This is a genomic window from Streptomyces sp. ISL-36 (assembly GCF_018614205.1).
Lineage (GTDB): Bacteria > Actinomycetota > Actinomycetes > Streptomycetales > Streptomycetaceae > Streptomyces.
This window is the reverse complement of record NZ_JAGGOS010000042.1, coordinates 50,050-74,187: the sequence shown is the minus strand read 5'-3', so window position 1 is coordinate 74,187 and position 24,138 is coordinate 50,050. Positions and strand designations below refer to the sequence as shown.

The window sequence follows — 24,138 nt, the reverse complement described above, 5'->3', positions numbered from 1 at the left end:
GCCCGTGGGAACACGCGAGCGCCGCGATCGCTCAAAAGCTCGGGTGAGCGATGGATCGATGGATCGACTGTGTGAGTGTTGGGAATCCGTGTGCCGAAATTGTCCGTCATCGTGCCGTTCCACAATGTCGGGATCTACGCCCCCGACACCATGCGCAGCCTCGCGAACAACGCGGATCCGGACTTCGAGTTCCTGCTGATCGACGACTGCTCCACGGACGACACGCCGTACGTCCTCGACCGCTGGCGGAGCCGGGTCCCGAACGCCACCGTGATCCGACACGAGACGAATCAGGGCGTGGCCCAGGCGCGCAACACCGGCCTGGACGCGGCGAGCGGCGAGTACGTCACCTTCCTCGACGGCGACGACTGGTACGCCCCCGGCCACCTGCGCGCCCTGGTCGAGTCCATCGAGACACTGGGCTGCGACTTCGCCCGTACCGACCATGTGCAGTCGACCGGAAAGTCGCGCAGCATCCGTTATGCGCCCGCCAAAAAGCGTGACACGGTGATGGACCCGCGCGACGGAATCGCCCCGGCGAGCATGGTCACGATGGTCGACTATCCGTTCGTCCCCTTCGGGATCTACAGCGGTCGTCTTTTCGAGAACAACGCCTCGCGATTCGAGACGACATTGCGCACCGCCGAGGACCGGCTGTGGATCTGGCGCCTCCATCTGAAAGCCACGACCTATGCGGCACTCAGCCTGCACGGGGTCTTCTACCGGCGGGGTGTCACCACTTCTCTCACCCAGATCACGGACAACCGCCAACTGGACTTCATTCCGTCGTACGACCTCCTCCTCGAAGAGGTGTCCGAGGACGCGGAGGCCGACCGCTTCCTGCCGAAGGCGGTCCGCACCTACTGCGCCATGATCGCCTTCCACATGGCGAAGGCCGACCAGTACGAACCGGCCGTGACCAAGCGGCTGAAGCAGAACGTGACCGACGCCCTGCACCGCATGCCGCAGCAGGTGCTCGACGAGACCCTGGCCACGATGGACAGCGCACGCGCCACACTGCTCCGTGGCCTGCGCACCACCGGAAGGACCGCCTGAGCCATGAACCCGCATCCGCCCACCCCGACGCAGATCTTCCAGGTGTCGACGCTGTACGGAGCGGCCACCCTGGCCGCAGCCCTCGACGCCGGCCGGTTCGGCGCCCGCGAGGACGCTCGGCGCATCCTGCTGGTGTCGAACAACGCCGAGATTCCGGAGACGGCGCTGCGGCTCGACGAGATGACCGGCTACGACCGGATCGCGGCCCGCTTCGACGAGGCGATCGACTGGAACCAGGCCATCCACCCGCACCACCCCAGCTCCTGGGCGCCGCGCCCCGAGGAGGTGCCCCTGTGGCAGCGGGTGTTCCGGACGGCGTGGGGCCTCGCGGACGCGCCGGTCGAGCTGATCGTCGAGTCCATCCAGGTCAACCCCGCCAAGGCGCTCGCCGCCGTGTTCGCCGAGAGCGCCGTCCACCTGTACGCCGACGGGCTCATGAGCTACGGGCCGACCCGCGCCGAGCTGCCGCAGTCGATCGGCTGCCGCATCCAGCGGCTGCTCCACCTCGACCTCGTGCCGGGGCTGCGGCCGCTGCTGTTGTCCGAGTACGGCGTCGAACCCGAGCTGGTACCCGACTCCGCCTTCCGCACGGTCCTCGCGGAGATCGCCGAGGCGGCCGAAGGGGACCACCGGCTGGCGGAGGCGGTCGCGGCCGCCCCCACGGCCCTCCTCCTCGGCCAGTACCTCGCCGCCCTCGGCATCCTCACCGCCGAGGAAGAGGAGGAGCTGCACGTCCGCATGGTGCGCGGAGCCGCGGCCGCCGGACACGCGTCGATGGTCTTCAAGCCCCACCCGACCGCGCCCGCCCGCTACTCACTGGCCCTGCACGAGGCGGCCGAGGAGATCGGCGTGCGGCTGACCGTCCTGGACGGCCCGCTGCTCGCCGAGACCTTCTACGAGCGCTGCCGACCGGGGCTCGTCGTCGGCTGCTTCTCCACCGCGATGCTCACCGCGGCCGTGTACTACGGCGTCCCGATCGCCCGGGTGGGCACCGAGACGGTGCTGGAGCGGCTGCGGCCGTACGAGAACAGCAACCGGGTGCCGTTGACCGTCGTGGACCACATCGTGCCGGACCTGGAGTCGCGGAAGGCGCCGGCCGTGCCCGGCACCGCCCCCGGGACACTGACTCCGCTCGTCCGCGCAGTGGGGTACTGCATGCAGCCGAAGCTCCACCCCCTGCTGCGGGACGAGACCACCCGGCTCCTCGGCACCTCTCGGGGGGAGAAGGACACCGCGCGCTACTTCCCGACGGAACGACTGACCGAGCTCGGACTGCCCGGCGGCTCCCCCCGCTCCACCTCCAGGCTCCGCCGGAGCCTGGCCCGCAGCGGCAGGGGCTGACCTCGGGGCCGGCAAGGCTGGCTGACCCGAGGGAGCGGCGAGGGCCGGCCCCCGGGAATAGCGAGGGTGGCTGACCCCGGGGCGGCGAGGGCCGGCCCGGTCGGAGGGAGGGGGCCTCAGACGCCCGCCGAGCGGACGATCGTGAAGACCGCGCCCTCCGGGTCCGCGACCAGCGCATGCCGTCCCGTCGTGCCCTCCGTGGGCGGCTGCAGCACCTGGCCGCCCAGCTCGGTGACCAGGCCGGCGGCCGCGTCCGTGTCGGCGACCTCGAAGTACGTCATCCAGTGGGCCCCCCGGTCACGCGGGAGCGCGGAGCCGACGCCGTGCAGCGAGGCCACCGGCCGTCCCTCGATGAGCAGGGTCAGATAGTCGATGTCGGACGAGACGACCGGCTCGGCCTCGTAACCGAACACCGTCCGGTAGAACTTGCCGACCACCGACGTCTCGTACGTCAGCAGCTCGTTCCAGACCGGGGTCCCGGGCGAGCCCGCCACCGCGGAGCCGTGGTGCAGCTCGGCCTGCCAGACACCGAACACGGCTCCGGTCGGGTCCGAGCAGATCACCATCCGTCCCGCCTCGCCCGCGTCCAGCGGCCCGACCGCGACCGTTCCGCCGCAGCAGCGAATGGTCTCCGCCGTCTCGTCGGCGTCGTTCGTCGCCAGATACGGGGTCCAGGCGACCGGCAGATGCCGGTCGGGGGGCAACTGACCGATGCCCGCCACCTCCCTGCCGTCGAGCAGCGCACGGACGTACGGGCCGAGCTGCTGCGGTCCGGGCACGAACTCCCAGCCGAAGAGCGCACCGTAGAACTCCTGCGTCGCGTCAATCCCGTGCGCCATCAAACTCACCCAACAGGGTGTACCTGGTGTGTGCCGAGTGGCCTCGGTCATCGTCACTCTCTCCTCGGACCATCGTCGTGGCCGTGCGGGGGGCAGGGCGTGCGCACGAGCTCGTACCGGGCGACGAGGGCGGGAAACACGAGGTCCGTGGGGATCCGTCGTCGATCCGTGGTGGGTCTCTTCCCGCCGTCCGGCTGCCGTACGCACGCATCGGTCGCGTGCCCGTGTCGATGCTTCCACCACCGGGCGCGCGGTGCGCCACGGCCGCGCCGCTTTTTGGCGCGATCCCGCAGGAGGATGCCTGGATTGTCGTCGGCGGCGGATGCGCCGTTCGTGCCGATGTCCGGCGGGTGCTGCGCGAGGATGGCACCCATGAAGCCCATCATCACCGCGAGCGAACTCGCGAGCGAACTGGCGAGCGAGCTCGTGAGCGAGTCGGCGGGGGCCAGGCCCCCGGTCCTGCTGGACGTCCGCTGGGAGCTCGGCGGCCCGCCCGGACTGCCCGCCTACGAGGCCGGTCATCTCCCCGGCGCGGTCTATGTCGACCTGGACGCGGAACTGGCCGGTCCGCCCGGCTCAGGGGGGCGGCATCCGCTGCCCGACGTGGCGGCCTTCGGGGCGACGATGCGGCGGGCCGGCGTCTCTGCCGACACGCCGGTGGTCGTCTACGACGGCGGGCTCGGGTGGGGTGCGGCCCGTGCCTGGTGGCTGCTGCGCTGGACGGGTCACCCGGACGTACGTGTCCTGGACGGGGGTCTCGCGGCCTGGACGGGGGAGCTGTCGACGGAGACCCCGAAGCCCGAGCCGGGCGACTTCGTTCCCGTACCGGGGGCGCTCGGCCTGCTCGACGCGGACGGGGCGGCCGGCACGGCGGACTCGGGCCTGCTGCTCGACGCGCGGGCCGCGGAGCGCTACCGGGGCGATGTGGAGCCGATCGACCCGGTCGGCGGACACATCCCCGGCGCGGTGTCGGCCCCGACGACGCAGAACGTGGACGAGGACGGCCGCTTCCTGCCGGCGGAGACCCTGGCCGCCCGCTTCGCCGCACTCGGCGTCAGCGAGGACAAGGAGGTCGCCGTCTACTGCGGCTCCGGCGTCTCCGGCGCCCACGAGGTACTCGCCCTGGAGATCGCGGGCATCCCGGCGGCCTTGTACGCGGGCTCCTGGTCGGAGTGGTCCCGCGACCCGGCCCGCCCCGTGGCGAAGGGCCCCGACCCGAAGTAATCGGGCCTCGACCCGAAGGTGCCGGGCCCCAACCCGGAGTAGACGGGCCCCAACCCGGAGTAGAACGGCCCCGACCCGAAGTTAGGCGGGCCGGGACCCGAGGTAGACGGGCCCCGCCCCTGAAGCGGTGGGGTCCGGCCGCCCGAAGGAGGCGTCCGCCCCGCGGCGTCCCGGGTGCGTGCGAAAGGGGGACCGCGCCGTTCCGGCGCGGTCCCCCTTCCCGTACAGCCTCAGTCCTGCTTCTTCCGGCGGGTGCCGAAGACGATCTCGTCCCAGCTCGGGACCGCCGCGCGGCGGCCCGGACGGACACCGTCCGCTTCGGCCTGGCGGTCCGTGGTGCCCGTCAGGCGGTCTCGGTGACCCGAGACCGCGCGGGGCATCAGGACGTCGGCGTAGGCCGCGCCCGCGCCGGCCGAGGCCGCCGGAGCCGGGGGCTCCTCCGCCTCGGGCTCGTCGGAGGGCTCGTTCGAGGTCGGCTCGGTGTTCCGGTCGGGGACCACCATGTCGCCGCGGAAGCTCGGTACCGCCTCCAGCAGGCTGGTCAGCGAGTCCCGCTCCTCCTCCGGCTCCGGGGCGGGCGCGGGCGCCCGCTCCAGCTGGCGGTCCAGGGCACGGTCCAGCGGCCTGTCGCGCGGCAGCCGGGCGATCCGGGGCACGAACGGGAAGCTCGGCTCGGGCGCGGCGGCGATGGTGTCGTCGGTCTCGCCGATCAGCGCGCGCGCCTCGTCGTCCACGGCCTGGACGAGCCGCCTGGGCGGGTCGTACGTCCAGCTGGCGGTGTGGACCTCGCCCGCCACGCGGTAGACGAGCAGCACTTCCCACGTGCCGTCGTCGCGGCGCCAGGAGTCCCACTGCACGGTGTCCTTCTCGGCGCCGCGCAGCAGCAGCCGCTCCTGCACGGTCTCGCCGAGCTGTGGTCCGGTGTTCTCCCCGGGCCGACGCACGGGAGTCTTGCGCGCCCGCTCCGCCATGAACGCCCGCTCCGCGAGGACCGGACCCTCGAAGCGCCGCACCCGGTCGACCGGAATGCCGGCGAGCTGGGCGACCTCCTCCGCGGAGGCTCCGGCACGTATGCGCGCCTGGATGTCGCGGGGGCGGAGGTGGCTCTCCACCTCGATCTCGATCTGACCGAGTCGCGCGCGGTCGTTGCGCACGGCGGCGCGCAGCCGCTCGTCGATCGGAAGCGTGTACTCCGTGCTGTCAGCAGCCTTCAGCACCAGTCGTGTGCCGTCGTTGGAGACGGCCACGACACGCAGTTCGGGCATGGGGACCTCCCGGGTGGTGCCTGCCGACGTCACGTGCGTCGCTGCTTCCGCTAGTCGAGTGTGGCCTGCCCGGGTGCAGCCTGCCACAACCTTGCCGAGTTGCCCGGCGTGTCGGGCATGGACCCTGGAACGCCGTTATGGCACGGTTACCTGTTTGCGACGCAGAGTGACCAGTGGTCACGCTGTGCAGCAGGCGCCCGTGCGGTGCCGCGGCGCCGCCGGTTCGAGTGCCGCCTTCGGCTCCCTCCCGTAGACCCCGAGCGCCCTTGCGGGAGCACGGACCCAGGGCTCGACACAGTACTCCATTCGGGCCACCTGGGTGGACCGGCACGCCGCCCAACTTCTCCGGAGGTACGGGAGTTGAGTCTCCGTGACCCCTGGCGTCACGTGTCGCTCTTCACAGAAACAACAGAAACGGAACTATTCACTTCGCCCATTTGTCCTTTCTGGGTAGATGGTTGAACAGCTGAGCAGGCAAGGGCCGGGTATGGATCACGAGAAGGACGGCACGACGGGTGAGGCGAAGGGGGAGCCGAAGAGCGCGAGGAAGAAGCTCGACCTGAGCGTCGCTCAGGTATCGGGCAGCGCGGTCGCCGCCGTCGTCGCCGCCAAACTCGCTCCACCCTGGGGGTGTACGGCACGATCCTGGGCGCCGGTGTGATCAGTGTCATCGCGACCTGTGGCGGCTCGCTCTTCCACCATGTCTTCAAGCGCACGGGCGAGCAGATACGGGTGGCCGCCGTGCACACCGAGCCCCCCAGGGCCCGCCGGGACGCCGACCTCGACCGCACCCGGATGCTCGCGCCCGTCGAGGGGTCCGGCGAGGCGACCACGCACCGGGGAGCGCCCGTCGACGGGTTCGGCGAAGCGACCACGCACGGCACCCGCGTCCGGGGCTGGAAGCGCTCGGCCGTCGCCGCCGCACTCGTCTTCCTGGTCTCGATGGGCGGCATCACCGCCTACGAACTGGTCTCCGAAGAGGACTTCGGCGGTACGAAGGGGGCCACCACCTTCGGGTCGGCCGTTCGTGGTGGTGGTAGTGGTAGTGGCGGTGGCGCCGACGGCGGTGGCCGGAACGAGCCGTCGACCGACGGGACACCGACACGGGAGCCGGGAGCCGAGCCGCAGCGCGAGCAGGGCGAGCAGGGAAGCGACGGCGTGACCCCGTCCCCGGACACCGGGCGGAACACTCCCGACCCCGAACCGACGCCCTCCGGATCCACCGGCGGTGATCCGACGCCGACTCCCACGCCCCCGCCGTCCACAGGGGCCCCGACCCCGACCCCGACCGCCACGCCGAACCCGACGGGGACGCCGTCCACCGACACCGGTGGAGAGCAGACCCCGCCGGCCGAATGACCGTCAGGCGCCCAGCACTCGGCGCAGATAGTCGTTGGCGAACAGCCGGTCCGGGTCCAACCGGTCCCGCACCGCCGTGAACTCGGCGAAGCGCGGATAGACCTCGGAGAAGTACGCGGCGTCCCGGGTGTGCACCTTGCCCCAGTGCGGCCGGCCGCCGTGGGCCGTCATGATGCGCTCCACCGCGGTGAAGTACGCGCGGTGGGGCGTTCCCTTGTAGAGGTGGACGGCGATGTACGCGGTCTCCCGCCCCGAGGCCGTGGAGAGCGCGATGTCGTCCGCCGGGGCCGTACGCACCTCCACCGGGAAGCTCACCTTCAGGGGCGAGCGCTCGATCATCGCCTTCAGCTCGCGCAGCGCCGCCACGGCCGCCTCGCGCGGAAGGGCGTACTCCATCTCCAGGAACCGCACCCGGCGCGGGGAGGTGAAGACCTTGTACGGGATGTCGGTGTACGTACGGGCCGAGAGCGCGCGGCTGGAGATCCTGGCGATCGACGGGATGACCGGCGGGACCGCGCGGCCCAGCGCGCAGGCGACCTGGAACATCCCGTTGGAGAGCAGCTCGTCCTCGATCCAGCCGCTGATCCTCCCGGGCGGGGCGGCGGGGCCCGCGCTGCGGTTGTTGCGCTTGGTGTTGCAGTTGTCGGTGTGCGGGAACCAGTAGAACTCGAAGTGCTCGTTCTCGGCGTGCAGCGCGTCGAACTCCGAGGTGACCCGGTCGAAGGTCATCGGCTCCTCGCGCGCGGTGAGCAGGAAGACCGGCTCCACGGCGAAGGTGATGGCCGTGACGACACCGAGGGCGCCGAGCCCGATGCGGGCCGCGGCGAAGACCTCGGGGTGCTCCTTCTCCGAACAGGTCATGAGGCGTCCGTCCGCCGTGACCAGCTCCAGCTCGCGGATCTGGGCGGCGATCGAGGCCGATTCGCGGCCCGTGCCGTGCGTGCCGGTGGAGGTCGCCCCCGCGACCGTCTGCTCCATGATGTCGCCCATGTTGGTGAGCGACAGGCCCTCACGGGCCAGCGCCACGTTGAGCCGCTTCAGCGGAGTGCCCGACTCCACGGTGACGGTCATCGCCTCGCGGTCGATCCGCCGGATCCCCGTCAGAAGGTCGGGCCGGATCAGCACGCCGTCCGTGGCGGCGATCGAGGTGAAGGAGTGGCCGGTCCCGACCGTCTTCACCCGCAGCCCGTCCGCCGCGGCCTTCCGCACGACTTCGGCGAGCTCCTCGGCCGAGGCCGGACTCACCTCCCGTACCGGACGTGAGGTGACGTTCCCCGCCCAGTTACGCCACGGGCTGCTCGCCGTCCTGGTGCTCGTCGTTGTGGTCCCGCTCACGCTGCCCCTCCCCAGTCGGCACCGGCCTGCGCAGCCGGCGGTACCCCAGGAGTCCCACCGCGACCGCGAGCGCGCCCGAGACGACGGGCACCACGTACCCCGCCTCCGCACCCGACGCGTCGACGACCCAGCCGGCGGCCGAGGAGCCGAGCGCCACCCCGATGGCGAGCCCGGTTCCTGTCCAGGTCATGCCCTCGGTCAGCTTGGTGCGCGGTACGTGCGCTTCGACGAGGGCCATGGTGGTCACCATCGTCGGTGCGATGGACAGGCCCGCGACAAAGAGCGCCACGGCCAGCAACGGCAGGTTCCCGGCCAGTAGGAGGGGGATCATACTCACGGCCATCGCGCCGACGCCCAGGAGCCACCTGCGGGACGGCTCGCTCTTGAGGTGGAGCAGTCCGAACACCGCGCCGGCCAGGCAGGAGCCCAGCGCGTAGACCGCGAGCACCAGGCTGGCGGCGGCCTTGTGGCCCTGCTCCTCGGCGAAGGCCACCGTCACCACGTCCACCGAGCCGAAGATCGCGCCGGTGGCGACGAAGGCGAGCGCGAGCACCTGCAGGCCGGGGGAGCGGAGCGCGGAGCCGCCGGTGTGCTCCTCCTTGGGGTGCGGCCGCGGCTCGGTGGCGCGCTGGGACGTCAGCCAGAAGACGCCGATGGCGAGGAAGACCCCCGCGAACAGCGGGCCGGCCTCGGGGAACCAGACGGTCGACAGGCCGATGGAGATGATCGGGCCGAAGATGAAGCACACCTCGTCGACGATCGACTCCCAGGAGTACGCGGTGTGCAGCTCGCGCGCGGAGCCGCGGTAGATCTCCGCCCAGCGGGCCCGGGTCATCGCACCGACGCTCGGCACACAGCCGACGACGGCGGTGAACACGAACAGGGTCCAGTCGGGGGCTTCCTGCTGCACGCAGACCAGCAGCCCCGCGCCCGCCGCCAGCGAGACGAGGGTCGCCGGACGCAGCACCCGCCGCTGGCCGTACCGGTCGACCATCCGGGAGACCTGCGGTCCCATCACGGCCGCCGACATCGCCAGCGTCGCGGAGAGGGCGCCCGCCAGGCCGTACCGCCCGGTGACCTGGGAGATCATGGTCACGATGCCGATGCCCATCATGGACAGCGGCATACGGCCGAAGAACCCCGCCACCGAGAACGATCTGGTGCCGGGCGCCGCGAAGATCGCGCGATAGGGACTGGGCAAGAGGTACTCCGGCATCGGCTCGTCACGTGTCGACGGAACACGTGTAATTAATTACTAAAGCCTACGGTGTTGAACTGCATGCGGGCAGCAGCTTTTTCGGACGGGCCGGGCCACCGGCTGTCAGCACCGGGTGGGAGGATCGGTGCCATGTCCGATCAGCACGATCCCACCCCGTACGACGCCCTCCTGCTGCTCTCCTTCGGCGGCCCCGAGGGCCCGGACGACGTGGTCCCCTTCCTGGAGAACGTGACCCGCGGCCGAGGCATCCCCAAGGATCGGCTCAAGGAAGTGGGGCAGCACTACTTCCTCTTCGGTGGCGTCAGCCCGATCAACGACCAGAACCGCGCGCTGCTCGACGCGCTGCGCACGGACTTCGAGGGGGCCGGCCTCGACCTGCCGGTGTACTGGGGAAACCGGAACTGGGCGCCGTACCTCACCGACACCCTGCGGGAAATGGTCACCGACGGCCGACGCCACATCGCCGTCCTCACCACCAGTGCGTACGCCTCCTACTCCGGCTGCCGCCAGTATCGCGAGAACCTCGCCGACGCGCTGGCCGAGCTGGAGGCGGAAGGGCTGCCGCTGCCCCGGGTCGACAAGCTCCGGCACTACTTCAACCACCCCGGCTTCGTCCGTCCCATGGTCGACGGCGTCCTCGCCTCGCTGGCCGAGCTCGACGAGTCCGTCCGGGACGGCGCGCACCTGGCCTTCACCACCCACTCCATCCCCGACTCCGCGGCCGACACCTCCGGCCCGGTGGGCGAGCACGGCGAGGGCGGTGCCTATGTGAATCAGCACCTGGACGTGGCCCGGCTGATCGTCGACGCGGTCCGCGAGGAGACCGGCGTCGACCATCCCTGGAAGCTCGTCTACCAGTCCCGCAGCGGCGCCCCCCACATCCCCTGGCTGGAACCGGACATCTGCGAGCACCTGGAGGAGCTGCACGGAGCCGGGGCCCCGGCCGCCGTCATGGTCCCGATCGGCTTCGTCTCCGACCACATGGAGGTCCTCTACGACCTCGACACCGAAGCCACCGCGAAGGCGGCCGAGCTGGGACTTCCGGTACGGCGCTCGGCGACCGTCGGAGCCGACCCCCGGTTCGCGGCGGCGGTGCGCGACCTCGTCCTGGAGCGCGCGGCACGCGAGCGCGGGGTCAGGGCCGAGCGGTGCGCCCTGGGCGCCCTGGGGGCCTCCCACGACCTCTGCCCGATCGGCTGCTGCCCGGCCAGGGCGGAACGGCCGGCGGCGGCCGGTGCCGACAGCCCGTACGCGTAAGGAGCGCCCGTGACCGAGCCCGTGAACCCCCGGCCGACCGACCTCCCGCCGACCGACTCCGCGCCGTCCGACCCCGCGCCGACCGACTCCGCGCCGACCGACTCCGCGCCGTCCGACCCCGCGCCGACCGACCCTCTGCGGGCCGAACTGCTCGGCCTCGCCCTGGAGGCCGCCCGCAGGGCCGGCGCCCTGCTGCGCGACGGGCGGCCGGACGACCTGGGGGTGGCCAGGACCAAGTCCAGCCCCATCGACGTGGTCACCGAGATGGACATCGCCGCCGAGAAGCTGATCACCGGCTTCCTCGCCGAGCACCGCCCCGACGACGGCTTCCTCGGCGAGGAGGGCGCATCCAGCCCCGGCTCCAGCGGCGTCCGCTGGGTGATCGACCCGCTCGACGGCACCGTGAACTACCTCTACGGGCTGCCGACCTGGGCCGTCTCCATCGCCGCCGAACTGGACGGCGAGACCGTCGTGGGCGTGGTCGAGGCCCCCATGCGCCGCGAGACGTACCGCGCGGTCCTCGGCGGTGGCGCCCACCTCGGCGAGCGCCGCCTCGCCTGCCGTCCGCCGGCCCCGCTGGACCAGGCCCTGATCTCCACCGGGTTCGCCTACGTCCAGACCCGCCGCGCCCACCAGGCCGAGGTCGCCCGTCACCTCGTCCCGCGGCTGCGCGACATCCGCCGCGGCGGCTCCGCCGCCATCGACCTCTGCGACGTCGCCGCCGGCCGCCTCGACGGCTACTACGAACGCGGCCTCATGCCGTGGGACCTCGCGGCGGGGGACCTGATCGCCCGCGAAGCAGGCGCGCTGACCGGTGGACGGCCCGGTGAGCCCGCGTCGGGCGAGCTGACACTCGCGGCCCCCCGGGGCGTCTTCGAGCCGCTCCAGGAGCTCCTGGAGGAGCTCGGCGCCTGGCACGACTAGCGGGAGCTCGGACGCGAAGGGCCCCGATGCCGTCGGCACCGGGGCCCTTCGCGTCCAGGGGTCAGGCGCTGGCGGCGCCGACCTCCACGCCGTGCTCGGCGGCCAGGCGGTGCAGGTCGTCGAGCTCGGCCTGCTCGACGTCCGCGAGGAAGTCGTCGCCCGTCTCGCGAGCCCGTGTGAGGTCGGTCTGCGCAGTCCTAATGCGCTGCAGCAGTCCTGCGGTGAAAGCGTCCATCGTGCGCCCCCTCGTCATGGGTCGGTGGCACGGGGGTGTGCCGAGGGTGGGTGGATCACACACTGCAACCTCTGGGGGACAGAGCGGCTCGCGGCGTGCACGAACAGAGCGTGATCGCGGGGTGTGCAGACGTCCTCCCCTGGGCGTTCCTCACAGAAACCTCAACTAGCCCGTGAATCAGGTGAATTCTTCTCGCGCCCCCGACGGCCCTCCCCGGTGCGCCCCGGGCGCCCCCGCCGTCCCGGCGTCCGCCCGGACCTGCCCCTCGTCTCCTCCCGGCCTCCCGCCGGAAGCCGTCTTACAGCCGGTTTACGCGCGTCCGGGGCAGGATGGACACGCACAGTCCATGCTCATGAACCGCCCTGTCCACGCCCACAACGGCCGAGGACAAGGGCTCGCAGGAAGGAATTACGACGTGCGCGTACTCGTCGTCGAGGACGAGCAGCTGCTCGCCGATGCGGTGGCCACCGGACTGCGCCGGGAGGCCATGGCCGTCGACGTCGTGTACGACGGCGCCGCCGCCCTGGAACGCGTCGGGGTGAACGACTACGACGTGGTCGTCCTCGACCGGGACCTTCCCCTGGTCCACGGCGACGACGTCTGCCGCAAGATCGTCGAGCTGGGCATGCCCACCCGCGTCCTGATGCTCACCGCCTCCGGCGACGTCAGCGACCGCGTCGAGGGCCTGGAGCTCGGAGCCGACGACTACCTCCCCAAGCCCTTCGCCTTCACCGAGCTCACCGCACGGGTCCGCGCCCTCGGCCGGCGCACCACCGTGCCGCTGCCGCCCGTCCTGGAGCGCGCCGGCATCAAGCTCGACCCCAACCGCCGCGAGGTCTTCCGCGACGGCAAGGAGGTCCAGCTCGCGCCGAAGGAGTTCGCGGTCCTGGAGGTGCTGATGCGCAGCGAGGGTGCGGTCGTCTCGGCCGAGCAGCTCCTGGAGAAGGCCTGGGACGAGAACACCGACCCCTTCACCAACGTCGTACGGGTCACGGTGATGACCCTGCGCCGCAAGCTGGGCGAGCCGCCCGTCATCGTCACCGTCCCCGGCTCCGGCTACCGGATCTGACCGCCGGTGGCCGCGACTCCGGCGCCTCCTCAGGCGCCCCCGAAGCCCACCTGGGACCCCAGGGACCCGGTCCGACCGCTGCTGCGTCCGACCATCCGGATACGGCTCACGCTCCTGTACGGCGGGATGTTCCTGATCGCCGGCATCCTGCTGCTGTCGATCATCTACCTCTTCACCGCGCAGGCGCTGGGCGAGAGCGCCTCCGAGCTGCCCTTCAAGGTCGTCGAGGGCAAGGTGCAGCCGACCACCTCCTGGTGCCAGCTGCCCGTCCAGGGCACCGGAGAACAGCTCAACGACGCCGTCTCCGCCTGTCTGCAGCACCAGGGCGACCTGGCTCTGGACGACCTCCTGCGGCGTTCCCTCTTCGCCCTGCTGGGCCTGAGCATCATCGCGTTCGCCTTCGGTTACGCCATGGCGGGCCGCGTCCTGTCACCGCTGGGCAGGATCACCCGGACCGCCCGCCAGGTGGCCGGATCCGACCTCGCCCGGCGGATCGAGCTGGACGGTCCCGACGACGAGCTGAAGGAGCTCGCCGACACCTTCGACGAGATGCTGGACCGGCTGGAGCGGGCCTTCACCGCCCAGCAGCGGTTCGTCGCGAACGCCTCGCACGAGCTGCGCACCCCGCTGGCGATCAACCGCACCCTCCTGGAGGTCCACCTCTCGGACCCCGGGGCGCCCGTGGAGCTGCAGCAGCTCGGCAAGACACTGCTCGCCACCAACGAGCGCAGCGAGCAGCTCGTGGAGGGCCTGCTGCTGCTCGCCCGCAGCGACAACCAGATCGTCGAGCGCAAGCCCGTCGACCTCGCCGAGGTCGCCTCCCAGGCCATCGACCAGCTGCACGGGGAGGCCGAGGCCAAGGGCGTGGAGATCCGTGGCGAACGGGCGTCGGCCGTCGTCCAGGGCAATGGCGTCCTCCTGGAGCGGATCGCCCTGAACCTGGTCCAGAACGCCGTCCGGTACAACCTCCCGGAGGACGGCTGGGTGGAGGTCACCACCGAGACCCAGCACGGCCAGGCGGTCCTGGTGGTCTCGAACACGGGCCCCGTGGTCCCCGCGTACGAGATCGACAACCTCTTCGAGCCGTTCAGACGGCTGCGGCAGGAGCGGACCGGCAGCGACAAGGGCGTGGGTCTCGGCCTGTCGATCGCCCGCTCCGTCGCGCGGGCCCACGGTGGCCGTATCATCGCGGAGCCCCGCGAAGGCGGCGGTCTCGTGATGCGTGTCACTCTGCCGATCTGACACACTTCGGGTACCAGCCGGTTCCGTTCGCTTTGCGCGGAATTTTCGGAACCCGTTCCTGAGACGACCATGTGTGATCGATCACAGGAGCGAGCATCCGTCCCTCTACTCTCCGTGATCGAGAATTCCATCGGAAAACCAGGAAAAGTCCGGGTTTCCGGGGGTCTGGATGACGGGAAGTACACGGGGTGGCGCCCGTGAAGGACGGCAGGTGGACCGTGTACGGTCCCGTTCGCCACCCAAAGCCGATCACTCGCGAGAGGACGGATTGGGTGTCGATTGAGTAACAGACCTTGATGTGAGGCAAAATCTCCGCCTCGGGTCGGGCACAAGTCCGGCCTCTCACGCGTTACGTGCGCTGGAGACACCGCAACCACCCAGAGGGGGAGAGCGACATGGCAACGGATTACGACACCCCACGCAAGACCGACGACGACGTCGATTCGGACAGCCTTGAGGAACTGAAGGCCCGCCGGAACGACAAGTCGACCTCGACGGTCGACGTCGACGAGTTCGAGGCCGCCGAAGGCCTGGAGCTGCCCGGCGCCGATCTCTCGAACGAAGAGCTCGCCGTACGGGTCCTGCCGAAGCAGGCCGACGAGTTCACCTGCATGAGCTGCTTCCTCGTGCACCACCGCAGCCAGCTGGCTCGGGAGAAGAACGGCCAGCCGATCTGCCGCGACTGCGACTGAGATCGGTCGGCTGTGGCAGGCGACACCCCGTCTCGGAAGCGGCGCTTCCGGCTTTCAGGCAAGCCGGAGGCGCATCAGGGCGGACCAGGCCCGGCCGAGGGTGCCCACGAGGCCCCCGAAGCCGAGCACACCGCCCCCCTGCCCTCCCTCGGCGCACGTGACGACGGGCGAGGCCCCTCGGCCTCGCTCGAAGCAGCCACGGCGCCGGAGCCGGTGCAACGGGAGGCCTCGCACGGCGGCCGCCGTCTCGGCGCCGTCAAGCGCGTCGTCGGCCCGGCGCGCACACAGCTGGATCGCATGAAACTCGACCGCGCGCGGATCGACGCCGTCAAACGCGGCGTGAAGCGTGGCGGCGAGAGCGCCAGAACCGGAATCGGCTATCTCGCCGACCGGATCATCGAGATCGCGCCCCGGGTCCCCGTGCGGGATCTGGCGACCTTGCGCAAGCACTTTCCGGGGCTCGCCCCCGAGCAGATCGCCGACAAACTCGTCGCCGGCGCCGCCAACGCCAGCTCGACCGTCGGCGCCGGCGTCGGAGCCGCCGCGATGCTCCCCGTACCCCCCGCGATGCCGGCCGAGCTGGCCGCGGAGATCACCGGAGTCGCGGCGATCGAACTCAAGCTCATCGCCGAACTGCACGAGGTGTACGGACTGCGGCCGCCCGGCTCGCTCACCCAGCGTTCGACGGCCTATCTGACCTCGTGGACGGAGGAACGGGGCATCGACCCCACCAAGCCGACCACCCTCAACGCGGCGCTCGGCGGTCAGCTCAAGCGGGAACTGCGGCAGCAGATCACGAAGCGCATGGTGCGCAATCTGCCCAGCCTGACGCCGTTCATGGTCGGCGCCGCCGTCGGAGCGGTGATGAACCGCCGGGACACCAAGAAACTCGCCGAACACGTGCGCAAGGATCTGCGCAGCCGCCAGGTCCCCTGGGACGAGCTGAAGGGGCTGCCCCCGCTGGAGCAGCCCGAGAACCCCAAGGAGATCGGCTTCTAGGCCTCCGTGCGCACGCTCTCCGCACGGGCGGCCTCCAGGGCCGCCACCAGGCCCTCCGGATCCCGGCTGGACACATAGACGTACGGCGTCGGGTCCGCCGGGTCGGTGACCTCGACACGGACCGCGCCCGGGACGTAGCTGCGCAGCAGCATGAAAGCGCGCGGGTCGGCCTTGAAGGTGCGCCAGGCGCGCGCCTCCTCCGCGTCCAGCACCTCGGGAGCCCCCAGTGCCGACACCGGGATCCGCGCGTCGCCCGCCACCAGCGAACCGGCGACCACCCGGACGCGCGCGGAGCCGTACGAAGAGACGACCACCGCCGCCAGCGCGGCCGCCGCGATCACACCGCCCAGGATCGGAACCGTCCCCAGCGGGAACATGACCAGACCGCCCGACAGGCCCAGCAGAGCCGTGATGACCCACCAGGAGCGGGGAGCGGTCAGACGTTCGTCGAAGCGCGGCGCGGAGGACGGTACGGAAGGCTGCATGCGTCCAAGCTTGGCACGGCGCGACCCGCCCCTATCCGCGCGGGTAAGGTCTGCGGCTGTGACTGCAACATCTGCCGCCCTCACCCCGCCGGCCGACGCCATACCGCCGGTACGCCACTCCGACGCGCCCGCCCCCGGCGAGCTGCTCGGCGCGCACTATGAGCACTGCTTCGGGTGCGGCGGCGGACAGCCCCACGGGCTCCATCTCGAGGCCCGGGCCGGCGAGGGCGTGACCGTCACCGCCGAGTTCACCGTGACCACCGACCACCAGGGCGCCCCCGGGCTCGCGCACGGCGGCATCCTCGCCACCGCGCTCGACGAGACCCTCGGCTCCCTGAACTGGCTGCTGCGGGTCATCGCCGTCACCGGCCGACTGGAGACCGACTTCGCGCGGCCCGTCCCGGTCGGCACCGTCCTGCACCTGGAGGCCGAGGTCACCGCCGTGCACGGGCGCAAGATCTACTCGACCGCCACCGGCCGGATCGGCGGGCCCGAAGGGCCCGTCGCCGTCCGCGCCGACGCCCTCTTCATCGAGGTCAAGGTCGACCACTTCATCGACAACGGCCGCCCGGAGGAGATCCAGGCAGCCATGTCCGACCCCGACCAGGTCCGGCGCGCCCGCGCCTTCGAGGTGAACCCCTGATGCGCAACCCTGTCGACGTACTCATCCGGCGTCTGGACCCGGACGTACCGATTCCGGCCTACGGCCACCCCGGCGACGCCGGGGTCGATCTCGTGACCACCGAGGCGGCCGTCCTGGCCCCCGGCGAGCGGGCCGTGCTGCCCACCGGGGTCTCCATCGCGCTCCCCGACGGCTACGCCGCCTTCGTGCACCCGCGCTCGGGCCTGGCCGCCCGGCTGGGGGTTGGGCTGGTGAATGCCCCGGGGACCGTGGATGCCGGGTACCGTGGAGAGATCAAGGTGATCGTGGTCAATCTGGACCCCCGCGAGAGCGTGCGGTTCGAGCGGTTCGACCGGATTGCCCAACTGGTCGTTCAGCAGGTCGAGAAGGTGCGCTTCCACGAGGTGGCGGAGCTTCCCGGCTCGGCGCGGGCCGAGGGGGGCTTCGGTTCCACCGGCGGTCATGCCGCCGTGGACGGCACAACGGGTGGGAATCGATACGCTTCGGTCGTATCCGACCGGGAAGGACAGTGACGTGTTCGGACGTCGCAAGAAGAGCGGTGCCGCTGAGGACGCAGCGGGCGAGGCCGAGCAGGTCGTCGACAAGGTCGACACGGCCGGCGCGCCGCGTCGGGTGAACCTTCCGCCGGCGCCCCGGCCCGACGGACCGTGGGACATCTCCGAGGTCTCCAAGCCGGAGGAAGGCCGCGTCGACCTGGGCGGCATCTTCGTGCCCGGAGTCGAGGGCATGGAGCTGAGGGTCGAGGTGGCGGGCGACGCGATCGTCGCGGCCACCGTCGTACTGCGCGACAGCGCCGTGCAGCTGCAGGCGTTCGCCGCGCCGAAGAAGGAAGGCATCTGGGGCGAGGTCCGCGAGGAGATCGCCAGTGGCATCACCCAGCAGGGCGGTGTCATCGACGAGGTCGAGGGCCCGCTGGGCTGGGAACTGCGGGCCCAGGTCCCCGTGCAGCTGCCCGACGGCACCGGTGGCGTGCAGCTGGTGCGTTTCGTGGGCGTCGACGGACCGCGTTGGTTCCTGCGCGGAGTGATCTCCGGGCAGGGCGCGGTGCAGCCGGAGGCGGCCGGTCTCCTGGAGCAGATCTTCCGGGACACCGTGGTGGTCCGCGGCGAGGGCCCGATGGCCCCGCGCGACCCCATCGTCCTCAAGCTCCCGAACGACGCGCAGATGGTCCCCGAGGGTGTCCAGCAGGAGGAGCAGGAGGGCTCGCGCTTCTCCGGAGGCATGGGCCAGCTCCAGCGCGGACCGGAGATCACCGAGGTCCGCTGACCCCGGTTTCCGGCCAGAGCCGGTGGGCCGCCTCCCTGTGCGTCACGCACGGGAGGCGGCCCACCGGCCTTTCTCGGCTCTGGCCCTTTCTCGGCTCTGGCCCCTCAGTCCCCGGACAGCACATACTGACGGGCGCACGCGTTCGACGACGGGGGAGTCCAGGGTGAGTGAGAGCAGCGCACGATCCGGCACGGCGGTGGCCGAGGACCCGTCCGGCGAACCCATGGTCCGCGTCGAGAACCTGCACCGCTCGTACGGTACGGGCGCGGCGGCCGTCCACGCCCTGCGCGGCGTCTCCTTCGACATCCCGCGCGGCGAACTCGTCGCGCTCAAGGGCCGCTCGGGCTCGGGCAAGACCACCCTGCTCAACCTCGTCGGCGGCCTCGACAGCCCCGACGACGGCCGGATCACCATCGGCGGTACGGACCTCGCGCAGCTCGGCGAGAACGGGCTGCTGGAGCTGCGACGGGACCGCATCGGCTTTATCTTCCAGTCCTTCGGACTCATCCCGATCCTGACCGCCGCGGAGAACGTCGGCGTGCCCATGCGGCTGCGCAAGGCGGACCCCAAGGAGCGGGAGGAGCGCGTGGCCCTCCTCCTCGCGCTGGTCGGCCTCGCCGACCACGCGGCCCAGCGTCCCGGCGAGCTCTCGGGCGGCCAGCAGCAGCGCGTCGCCATCGCCCGCGCCCTCGCCAACAAGCCGGCCCTGCTGATTGCCGACGAGCCGACGGGTCAGCTCGACGCGGAGACCGGGCTCGCGGTGATGGAACTCCTGCGCGCGGTGGTCCGCAGCGAGGGGGTCACGGCCTTGGTCGCCACCCACGACGCCCAGCTCCTGGGCCTCGCGGACCGCGTGCTGGAGCTGAGCGACGGCGAGATCATCGAACACTGAGCCCAGGCAGGGCCACCGCGAGCCGTCGCCTCTCCCCGGAGACTCCGGGCGCGGCGGCATGAGAACCCTGCCCGTACGCTCTCCGGCGCTCACCCCGCGTGCGGAATGTCCTATTCGCGGGACGTAAGGTCATGCCATGGGACGCGGCAAGCTACGGATCTACCTCGGCGCGGCGCCGGGCGTCGGCAAGACGTACGCGATGCTCTCCGAGGGACACCGGCGGGTCGAGCGCGGTACGGACTGCGTCGTCGCCTTCGTCGAGCACCACGACCGTCCCCGTACGGAGGCCTTGCTGCACGGCCTGGAGCAGACCCCCCGCCGCTCCCTCTCCCATCGGGGCACCACCTTCACCGAGATGGACGTGGACGCGGTCCTGGCACGTCGTCCCGCCGTCGCGCTCGTCGACGAGCTCGCCCACACCAACGTGCCGGGCTCCCGCCACGGCAAGCGCTGGCAGGACGTCGAGGAGCTGCTCGCCGCCGGCATCGACGTCATCTCCACCGTCAACATCCAGCATCTGGAGTCGCTCGGCGACGTCGTCGAGTCGATCACGGGCGTACGGCAGCGGGAGACCGTCCCGGACGAGGTCGTACGCCGCGCCGACCAGATCGAGCTGGTCGACATGTCGCCGGAGGCGCTGCGCCGCCGGTTGGCGCACGGCAACATCTACAAGCCCGACCGGATCGACGCGTCGCTCTCGCGCTACTTCCGGCCCGGGAACCTGACCGCGCTGCGCGAACTCGCCCTGCTGTGGACGGCCGACCGGGTCGACGAGTACCTCCGGCAGTACCGGGGCGAGCACAACATCCGCTCCACCTGGCAGGCCCGGGAACGGATCGTCGTCGGGCTGACCGGCGGCCCCGAGGGCCGTACCCTCATCCGGCGCGCCACCCGGCTCGCCGAGAAGGGCGCGGGGGGCGAGGTGCTCGCCGTCTACATCGCCCGCAGCGACGGTCTCACCGCGGCCTCCCCCAAAGAACTCGCCCTCCAGCGGACGCTGGTGGAGGACCTCGGCGGAACGTTCCACCACGTCATAGGCGAGGACATACCCTCCGGCCTGCTGGAGTTCGCCCGGGGCGTCAACGCCACCCAGATCGTCCTCGGCTCCAGCCGGCGCAAGACCTGGCAGTACATGTTCGGGCCCGGCGTCGGCCAGACCGTCGCCCGCGAGTCGGGCCCGGACCTTGACGTCCACATCGTCACCCACGAGGAAGTGGCCAAGGGGCGCGGACTGCCCGTCTCCCGTGGCGCCCGTCTCGGACGCTCCCGGATCATCTGGGGCCGGCTCGCCGGCGTCGCCGGACCCGGGCTCCTCGCCCTGCTCCTCACCCATGTCGACGCCGACCTCGGTCTCGCCAACGACATGCTGCTCTTCCTGGCGCTCACCGTCGCCTCCGCGCTGCTCGGCGGACTCCTCCCCGCGCTGGCCTCGGCCGCGTTCGGCTCGTTCCTCCTGAACTGGTTCTTCACCCCGCCCCTGCACCGGGTGACCATCGCCGACCCGAAGAACATCGTCGCCATCGCCGTCTTCTTCGGCGTCGCCGCGTCGGTGGCCTCCGTGGTGGACCTCGCCGCCCGGCGCACCCACCAGGCGGCCCGGCTGCGCGCCGAGTCCGAGGTGCTGTCCTATCTCGCCGGCGGTGTGCTGCGCGGGGAGTCGAGCCTGGACTCCCTCCTGGAACGCGTCCGGGAGACCTTCTCCATGGAGTCGGTGGCCCTGCTGGAACGCCCGAGCGACGTCGAGCCGTGGACCCGTGCGGCGAGTGTCGGCCTGCATCCCGTCGCGCGGCCCGAGGACGCGGACGTGGACATGCCGGTCGGCGAACACCTGGCGCTCGCTCTGACCGGCCGGGTGCTGCCGGCCGAGGACCGGCGCGTGCTGGGCGCCTTCGCCGCCCAGGCCGCGGTGGTACTGGACCGGCAGCGGCTCGTCGGGGAGGCGGAGGAGGCCCGCGAGCTGGCCGAGGCCAACAAGATCCGTACGTCACTGCTGGCCGCGGTCAGCCATGACCTGCGTACCCCGCTCGCCGGGATCAAGGCGGCCGTCTCCTCCCTGCGCTCGGACGACGTCGAGTGGTCGGAGGAGGACCGGGCCGAACTCCTCGCCGGGATCGAGGAGGGCTCCGACCGGCTCGACCAGCTCGTCGGGAACCTGCTGGACATGTCCCGGCTCCAGACCGGCACCGTCACCCCGCTGATCCGCGCGATCGACCTGGACGAGGTCGTGCCCATGGCTCTCGGCGGCGTCCCCGCCGGCAGCGCGGAGCTGGACATCCCCGAGAGCCTGCCGATGGTCGAGGTCGACAAGGGCCTCCTGGAACGGGCCGTCGCCAACATCGTCGAGAACGCGGTGAAGTACAGCCCGCCAGGCCTGCCGGTGGCCGTCGCCGCCAGCGCCCTCGGCGACCGGGTCGAGCTGCGGGTCGTCGACCGCGGGCCGGGCGTGCCCGAGGAGAGCAAGGACGGCATCTTCGAACCGTTCCAGCGCTTCGGAGACGCTCCCCGCGGCTCCGGTGTCGGGCTCGGCCTCGCGGTCGCCCGAGGCTTCGTCGAGGCCATGGGCGGCACCATCACCGCCGAGGACACCCCCGGCGGCGGGCTGACCATGACCCTGACCCTCAAGGCCGTGACGGGGCAGCCGCCGCCGTCCGCCGCGGACGTGGCCGCCCATGTCACCTCCTGACCCCGACGCGGACCACCGGAAGGCGGCCGGACCGCCGGAGCACCGCCCGACCGCTGGAACCCCGATCGCTGGAACCCCGACCGCTGGAACCCCGACCGCTGGAAGACAGGCAGAGAGAAGGATCCCTTCGATGACCCGGGTCCTCGTCGTCGACGACGAGCCGCAGATCGTCCGCGCTCTGGTGATCAACCTCAAGGCGCGGAAGTACGAGGTGGAAGCGGCGTCCGACGGCGCCACCGCACTCCGGCTGGCCGCCGAGTGCCATCCCGACGTGATCGTCCTCGACCTCGGACTGCCCGACATCGACGGCGTCGACGTCATCAGGCGGCTGCGCGGCTGGACCCGCGTGCCGATCCTGGTGCTCTCGGCACGGCAGACCTCCGACGAGAAGGTCGAGGCGCTCGACGCGGGCGCGGACGACTACGTCACCAAGCCCTTCGGGATGGACGAGCTCCTGGCCCGGCTGCGCGCCGCGGTCCGCAGGGCCGAACCGGTCGGCGGCACCGAGGACGGCGCCGTGATGGTCGAGACCGCGGGCTTCACGGTCGACCTGGCGGCGAAGAAGGTCCACCGCGACGGGCGGGACGTCCGCCTCACCCCCACCGAGTGGCACCTGCTCGAAGTGCTCGTCCGCAACAGCGGGCGCCTGGTCAGCCAGAAACAGCTCCTCCAGGAGGTCTGGGGCCCCTCGTACGGCACCGAGACGAACTACCTGCGGGTGTACATGGCGCAGCTGCGGCGCAAGCTGGAGGCCGATCCCTCGCACCCGCGGCACTTCGTCACCGAACCGGGCATGGGTTACCGCTTCGAGCACTGATCGGAGAGCTCCGGAGGGCCCGTTCCGGTGTCCGCGGTGGCCGGTACGCTTTCTGTATGAGTGCTGCACCGCGTACAGAGAAGCCGGCCGGACGTTTCCGCCGGATGCTCGACCGGCTGTCCACCTCTCAGGAGGAGCTGGAGTCCGTAGAGCTCCAGGAGGACACCCAGGCGTCGGGGTGCACACGTATCTCCGACTGCTCCGACCGCCAGATAGTCAAGGTGACTGGTACCTTGCGCACGGTCACTCTGCGTCCGCGGGCCGGTGTTCCGGCCCTCGAGGCCGAGCTGTTCGACGGCACGGCCCCGCTGGACGTGGTGTGGCTGGGCCGGCGTTCCATCGTGGGCATCGAGCCCGGCCGCAAGCTGATCGCCTCCGGCCGGATCTCCATGAGCCACGGCCGGCGGGTCCTCTTCAACCCCAAATACGAGCTCCGACCGCTCGGACAGGAGTAGCCGGTGACGTCCCTCGACAAGCCGACGACGGATCAGGACGCCCAGGCCTCGAAGGAGGTCACCGAGGCCGCACTCTTCGAGGCCTTCGGCGGCGTACGGGGCATGGTCGAGACGGTCCTGCCCGGCCTGCTCTTCGTCACGATCTACACGGTCAACAAGGACCTGCACATCTCGGCGATCGCCGCGCTGGGGGTCTCCCTGGTGCTGGTCGCCGTCCGGCTGATCCGCCGGGACACGGTCAAGCACGCGTTCAGCGGTGTCTTCGGCGTGGCGTTCGGCGTGGTCTTCGCGATGATGACGGGCAACGCCAAGGACTTCTACCTGCCCGGCATGCTCTACACCCTGGGGCTCGCCCTCGCGTACATCATCACCACGCTCGCGGGCGTGCCGCTGATCGGCCTGATCCTGGGCCCGGTCTTCAAGGAGAACCTCTCCTGGCGGACCCGTAACCCCGGCCGCAAGAAGGCGTACGCGAAGGCCAGCTGGGCCTGGGGTCTGATCCTGCTCGGCAAGTGCGCGATCCTCTTCCCCATGTACTGGTGGGCCGACACGACCAAGTTCGGCTGGGTCCTGGTCGCGCTGAAGATCCCGCCCTTCCTGCTCGCGGTGTACCTCACCTGGGTGTTCCTCGCCAAGGCTCCGCCGCCGATCGACGTCTTCGCCGAGATGGAGGCCGAAGAAGAGGCCGAGAAGGCCCGCAAGGCGGCCGCGGCGCAGCAGCCGGAGGCGTAGCCGCACGTCTCGTAGCCGCACGTCTCGTAGGCGCCCGGAGACGGCCGCCTCGTACGTGCCCGGGGACGTATCCGTACCGGAGCTCGTACGTGCGCGGGGACGTGTCCGA

25 protein-coding genes are annotated in these 24,138 nt (G+C 71.3%); 19 read left to right on the top strand and 6 right to left on the bottom strand.

Features of this window, described 5'->3' with window-relative positions; all coding sequences use genetic code 11:
- The first annotated feature begins 90 nt into the window (after positions 1-90).
- Complete coding sequence (locus J7E93_RS10800; RefSeq protein WP_215067818.1) at positions 91-1,056, top strand: glycosyltransferase family 2 protein; 966 nt, start codon at positions 91-93, stop codon at positions 1,054-1,056.
- A 3-nt stretch (positions 1,057-1,059) separates the two neighbouring features.
- Positions 1,060-2,397, top strand: a complete 1,338-nt coding sequence (locus tag J7E93_RS10795) for an alpha-2,8-polysialyltransferase family protein (protein ID WP_215067816.1) — start codon at positions 1,060-1,062, stop codon at positions 2,395-2,397.
- A gap of 116 nt (positions 2,398-2,513) precedes the next feature.
- On the opposite strand, the gene J7E93_RS10790 is transcribed toward J7E93_RS10795, so the two are convergent.
- Entirely contained in the window at positions 2,514-3,287 is a 774-nt protein-coding gene (locus J7E93_RS10790; protein WP_215067814.1) for a VOC family protein, read from the bottom strand.
- A 321-nt stretch (positions 3,288-3,608) separates the two neighbouring features.
- On the opposite strand from J7E93_RS10790, the gene J7E93_RS10785 reads away from it, so the two are divergent.
- The gene (locus J7E93_RS10785) at positions 3,609-4,460 is read left to right on the top strand and encodes a sulfurtransferase (protein WP_215067812.1); all 852 of its coding nucleotides are present in this window, start codon (positions 3,609-3,611) and stop codon (positions 4,458-4,460) included.
- A gap of 230 nt (positions 4,461-4,690) precedes the next feature.
- Here the strand turns inward: J7E93_RS10785 and sepH are convergent, their stop codons facing one another.
- Positions 4,691-5,758, bottom strand: a complete 1,068-nt coding sequence (gene sepH, locus J7E93_RS10780; protein ID WP_215067810.1) for a septation protein SepH — start codon at positions 5,756-5,758, stop codon at positions 4,691-4,693.
- A gap of 454 nt (positions 5,759-6,212) precedes the next feature.
- Between sepH and J7E93_RS38025 the strand changes: the two genes are divergently transcribed.
- The gene (locus tag J7E93_RS38025) at positions 6,213-6,386 is read left to right on the top strand and encodes a hypothetical protein (protein WP_308368292.1); all 174 of its coding nucleotides are present in this window, start codon (positions 6,213-6,215) and stop codon (positions 6,384-6,386) included.
- Positions 6,356-7,084 carry a hypothetical protein gene (locus J7E93_RS10775; protein ID WP_308368289.1) on the top strand — a complete coding sequence of 243 codons (729 nt, stop codon included), beginning with the start codon at positions 6,356-6,358 and terminating at the stop codon, positions 7,082-7,084. Before J7E93_RS38025 ends, J7E93_RS10775 begins: the two co-directional genes overlap by 31 nt.
- 3 nt (positions 7,085-7,087) lie before the next feature.
- Here J7E93_RS10775 and J7E93_RS10770 read toward each other — a convergent pair whose 3' ends face one another.
- Positions 7,088-8,419, bottom strand: a complete 1,332-nt coding sequence (locus tag J7E93_RS10770; protein WP_215067808.1) for a D-arabinono-1,4-lactone oxidase — start codon at positions 8,417-8,419, stop codon at positions 7,088-7,090.
- Positions 8,367-9,620 carry an MFS transporter gene (locus J7E93_RS10765; RefSeq protein ID WP_215067806.1) on the bottom strand — a complete coding sequence of 418 codons (1,254 nt, stop codon included), beginning with the start codon at positions 9,618-9,620 and terminating at the stop codon, positions 8,367-8,369. Before J7E93_RS10765 ends, J7E93_RS10770 begins: the two co-directional genes overlap by 53 nt.
- 147 nt (positions 9,621-9,767) lie before the next feature.
- Here J7E93_RS10765 and J7E93_RS10760 point away from each other — a divergent pair, with 147 nt between their 5' ends.
- Both J7E93_RS10760 and J7E93_RS10755 read left to right on the top strand, forming a co-directional pair.
- Positions 9,768-10,895, top strand: coding sequence for a ferrochelatase (locus J7E93_RS10760; protein ID WP_215067804.1), 1,128 nt, complete (start codon positions 9,768-9,770; stop codon positions 10,893-10,895).
- Between the two features lie 135 nt (positions 10,896-11,030).
- Positions 11,031-11,819, top strand: coding sequence for an inositol monophosphatase family protein (locus tag J7E93_RS10755; protein WP_215068000.1), 789 nt, complete (start codon positions 11,031-11,033; stop codon positions 11,817-11,819).
- 61 nt (positions 11,820-11,880) lie between these two features.
- Here J7E93_RS10755 and J7E93_RS10750 read toward each other — a convergent pair whose 3' ends face one another.
- Complete coding sequence (locus J7E93_RS10750; protein WP_189601841.1) at positions 11,881-12,054, bottom strand: hypothetical protein; 174 nt, start codon at positions 12,052-12,054, stop codon at positions 11,881-11,883.
- 415 nt (positions 12,055-12,469) lie between these two features.
- On the opposite strand from J7E93_RS10750, the gene J7E93_RS10745 reads away from it, so the two are divergent.
- From J7E93_RS10745 to J7E93_RS10730, 4 genes are all read left to right on the top strand, one after another.
- Positions 12,470-13,123: a response regulator transcription factor gene (locus J7E93_RS10745; RefSeq protein WP_158991339.1), complete on the top strand. Its 654-nt coding sequence runs from the start codon at positions 12,470-12,472 to the stop codon at positions 13,121-13,123.
- 6 nt (positions 13,124-13,129) lie between these two features.
- The gene (locus tag J7E93_RS10740; RefSeq protein WP_215067802.1) at positions 13,130-14,365 is read left to right on the top strand and encodes a cell wall metabolism sensor histidine kinase WalK; all 1,236 of its coding nucleotides are present in this window, start codon (positions 13,130-13,132) and stop codon (positions 14,363-14,365) included.
- 395 nt (positions 14,366-14,760) lie between these two features.
- Positions 14,761-15,057, top strand: coding sequence for a DUF4193 domain-containing protein (locus J7E93_RS10735; protein ID WP_003955561.1), 297 nt, complete (start codon positions 14,761-14,763; stop codon positions 15,055-15,057).
- Positions 15,058-15,069: 12 nt separating this feature from the next.
- Complete coding sequence (locus J7E93_RS10730) at positions 15,070-16,056, top strand: hypothetical protein (protein WP_215067801.1); 987 nt, start codon at positions 15,070-15,072, stop codon at positions 16,054-16,056.
- Here the strand turns inward: J7E93_RS10730 and J7E93_RS10725 are convergent.
- Positions 16,053-16,541, bottom strand: coding sequence for a DUF3093 domain-containing protein (locus tag J7E93_RS10725; protein WP_215067799.1), 489 nt, complete (start codon positions 16,539-16,541; stop codon positions 16,053-16,055). The genes J7E93_RS10730 and J7E93_RS10725 overlap by 4 nt on opposite strands.
- 58 nt (positions 16,542-16,599) lie before the next feature.
- Between J7E93_RS10725 and J7E93_RS10720 the strand changes: the two genes are divergently transcribed.
- From J7E93_RS10720 to J7E93_RS10685, 8 genes are all read left to right on the top strand, one after another.
- Positions 16,600-17,184 (top strand): PaaI family thioesterase, encoded by a 585-nt coding sequence (locus J7E93_RS10720; RefSeq protein WP_215067797.1) that lies wholly within the window; start codon positions 16,600-16,602, stop codon positions 17,182-17,184.
- Positions 17,184-17,696: a dUTP diphosphatase gene (gene dut / locus J7E93_RS10715; RefSeq protein WP_215067795.1), complete on the top strand. Its 513-nt coding sequence runs from the start codon at positions 17,184-17,186 to the stop codon at positions 17,694-17,696. The genes J7E93_RS10720 and dut overlap by 1 nt, the downstream gene beginning before the upstream one ends.
- Position 17,697: 1 nt before the next feature.
- On the top strand, positions 17,698-18,450 hold the full coding sequence (locus J7E93_RS10710; RefSeq protein ID WP_215067793.1) for a DUF3710 domain-containing protein: 753 nt from the start codon (positions 17,698-17,700) through the stop codon (positions 18,448-18,450).
- A 223-nt stretch (positions 18,451-18,673) separates the two neighbouring features.
- Positions 18,674-19,342, top strand: coding sequence for an ABC transporter ATP-binding protein (locus tag J7E93_RS10705; RefSeq protein WP_251066370.1), 669 nt, complete (start codon positions 18,674-18,676; stop codon positions 19,340-19,342).
- A 136-nt stretch (positions 19,343-19,478) separates the two neighbouring features.
- Positions 19,479-22,025, top strand: coding sequence for a sensor histidine kinase KdpD (locus J7E93_RS10700; protein ID WP_215067789.1), 2,547 nt, complete (start codon positions 19,479-19,481; stop codon positions 22,023-22,025).
- Positions 22,026-22,155: 130 nt separating this feature from the next.
- Positions 22,156-22,842, top strand: coding sequence for a response regulator (locus J7E93_RS10695; protein ID WP_215067787.1), 687 nt, complete (start codon positions 22,156-22,158; stop codon positions 22,840-22,842).
- A 56-nt stretch (positions 22,843-22,898) separates the two neighbouring features.
- The gene (locus tag J7E93_RS10690) at positions 22,899-23,297 is read left to right on the top strand and encodes an OB-fold nucleic acid binding domain-containing protein (RefSeq protein ID WP_215067785.1); all 399 of its coding nucleotides are present in this window, start codon (positions 22,899-22,901) and stop codon (positions 23,295-23,297) included.
- Positions 23,298-23,300: 3 nt separating this feature from the next.
- Entirely contained in the window at positions 23,301-24,029 is a 729-nt protein-coding gene (locus tag J7E93_RS10685; protein WP_215067784.1) for a DUF3159 domain-containing protein, read from the top strand.
- The last annotated feature ends 109 nt before the right edge of the window (positions 24,030-24,138 follow it).

Coding starts and splice junctions, on each gene's coding strand:
- J7E93_RS10690 (WP_215067785.1), top strand. CDS start 22,899: ATGAGTGCTGCACCGCGTACAGAGAAGCCGGCCGGACGTTTCCGCCGG.
- J7E93_RS10785 (WP_215067812.1), top strand. CDS start 3,609: ATGAAGCCCATCATCACCGCGAGCGAACTCGCGAGCGAACTGGCGAGC.
- J7E93_RS10725 (WP_215067799.1), bottom strand. CDS start 16,541: ATGCAGCCTTCCGTACCGTCCTCCGCGCCGCGCTTCGACGAACGTCTG.
- J7E93_RS10735 (WP_003955561.1), top strand. CDS start 14,761: ATGGCAACGGATTACGACACCCCACGCAAGACCGACGACGACGTCGAT.
- J7E93_RS38025 (WP_308368292.1), top strand. CDS start 6,213: ATGGATCACGAGAAGGACGGCACGACGGGTGAGGCGAAGGGGGAGCCG.
- J7E93_RS10750 (WP_189601841.1), bottom strand. CDS start 12,054: ATGGACGCTTTCACCGCAGGACTGCTGCAGCGCATTAGGACTGCGCAG.
- J7E93_RS10705 (WP_251066370.1), top strand. CDS start 18,674: ATGGTCCGCGTCGAGAACCTGCACCGCTCGTACGGTACGGGCGCGGCG.
- J7E93_RS10795 (WP_215067816.1), top strand. CDS start 1,060: ATGAACCCGCATCCGCCCACCCCGACGCAGATCTTCCAGGTGTCGACG.
- dut (WP_215067795.1), top strand. CDS start 17,184: ATGCGCAACCCTGTCGACGTACTCATCCGGCGTCTGGACCCGGACGTA.
- J7E93_RS10790 (WP_215067814.1), bottom strand. CDS start 3,287: ATGACCGAGGCCACTCGGCACACACCAGGTACACCCTGTTGGGTGAGT.
- J7E93_RS10695 (WP_215067787.1), top strand. CDS start 22,156: ATGACCCGGGTCCTCGTCGTCGACGACGAGCCGCAGATCGTCCGCGCT.
- J7E93_RS10760 (WP_215067804.1), top strand. CDS start 9,768: ATGTCCGATCAGCACGATCCCACCCCGTACGACGCCCTCCTGCTGCTC.
- J7E93_RS10700 (WP_215067789.1), top strand. CDS start 19,479: ATGGGACGCGGCAAGCTACGGATCTACCTCGGCGCGGCGCCGGGCGTC.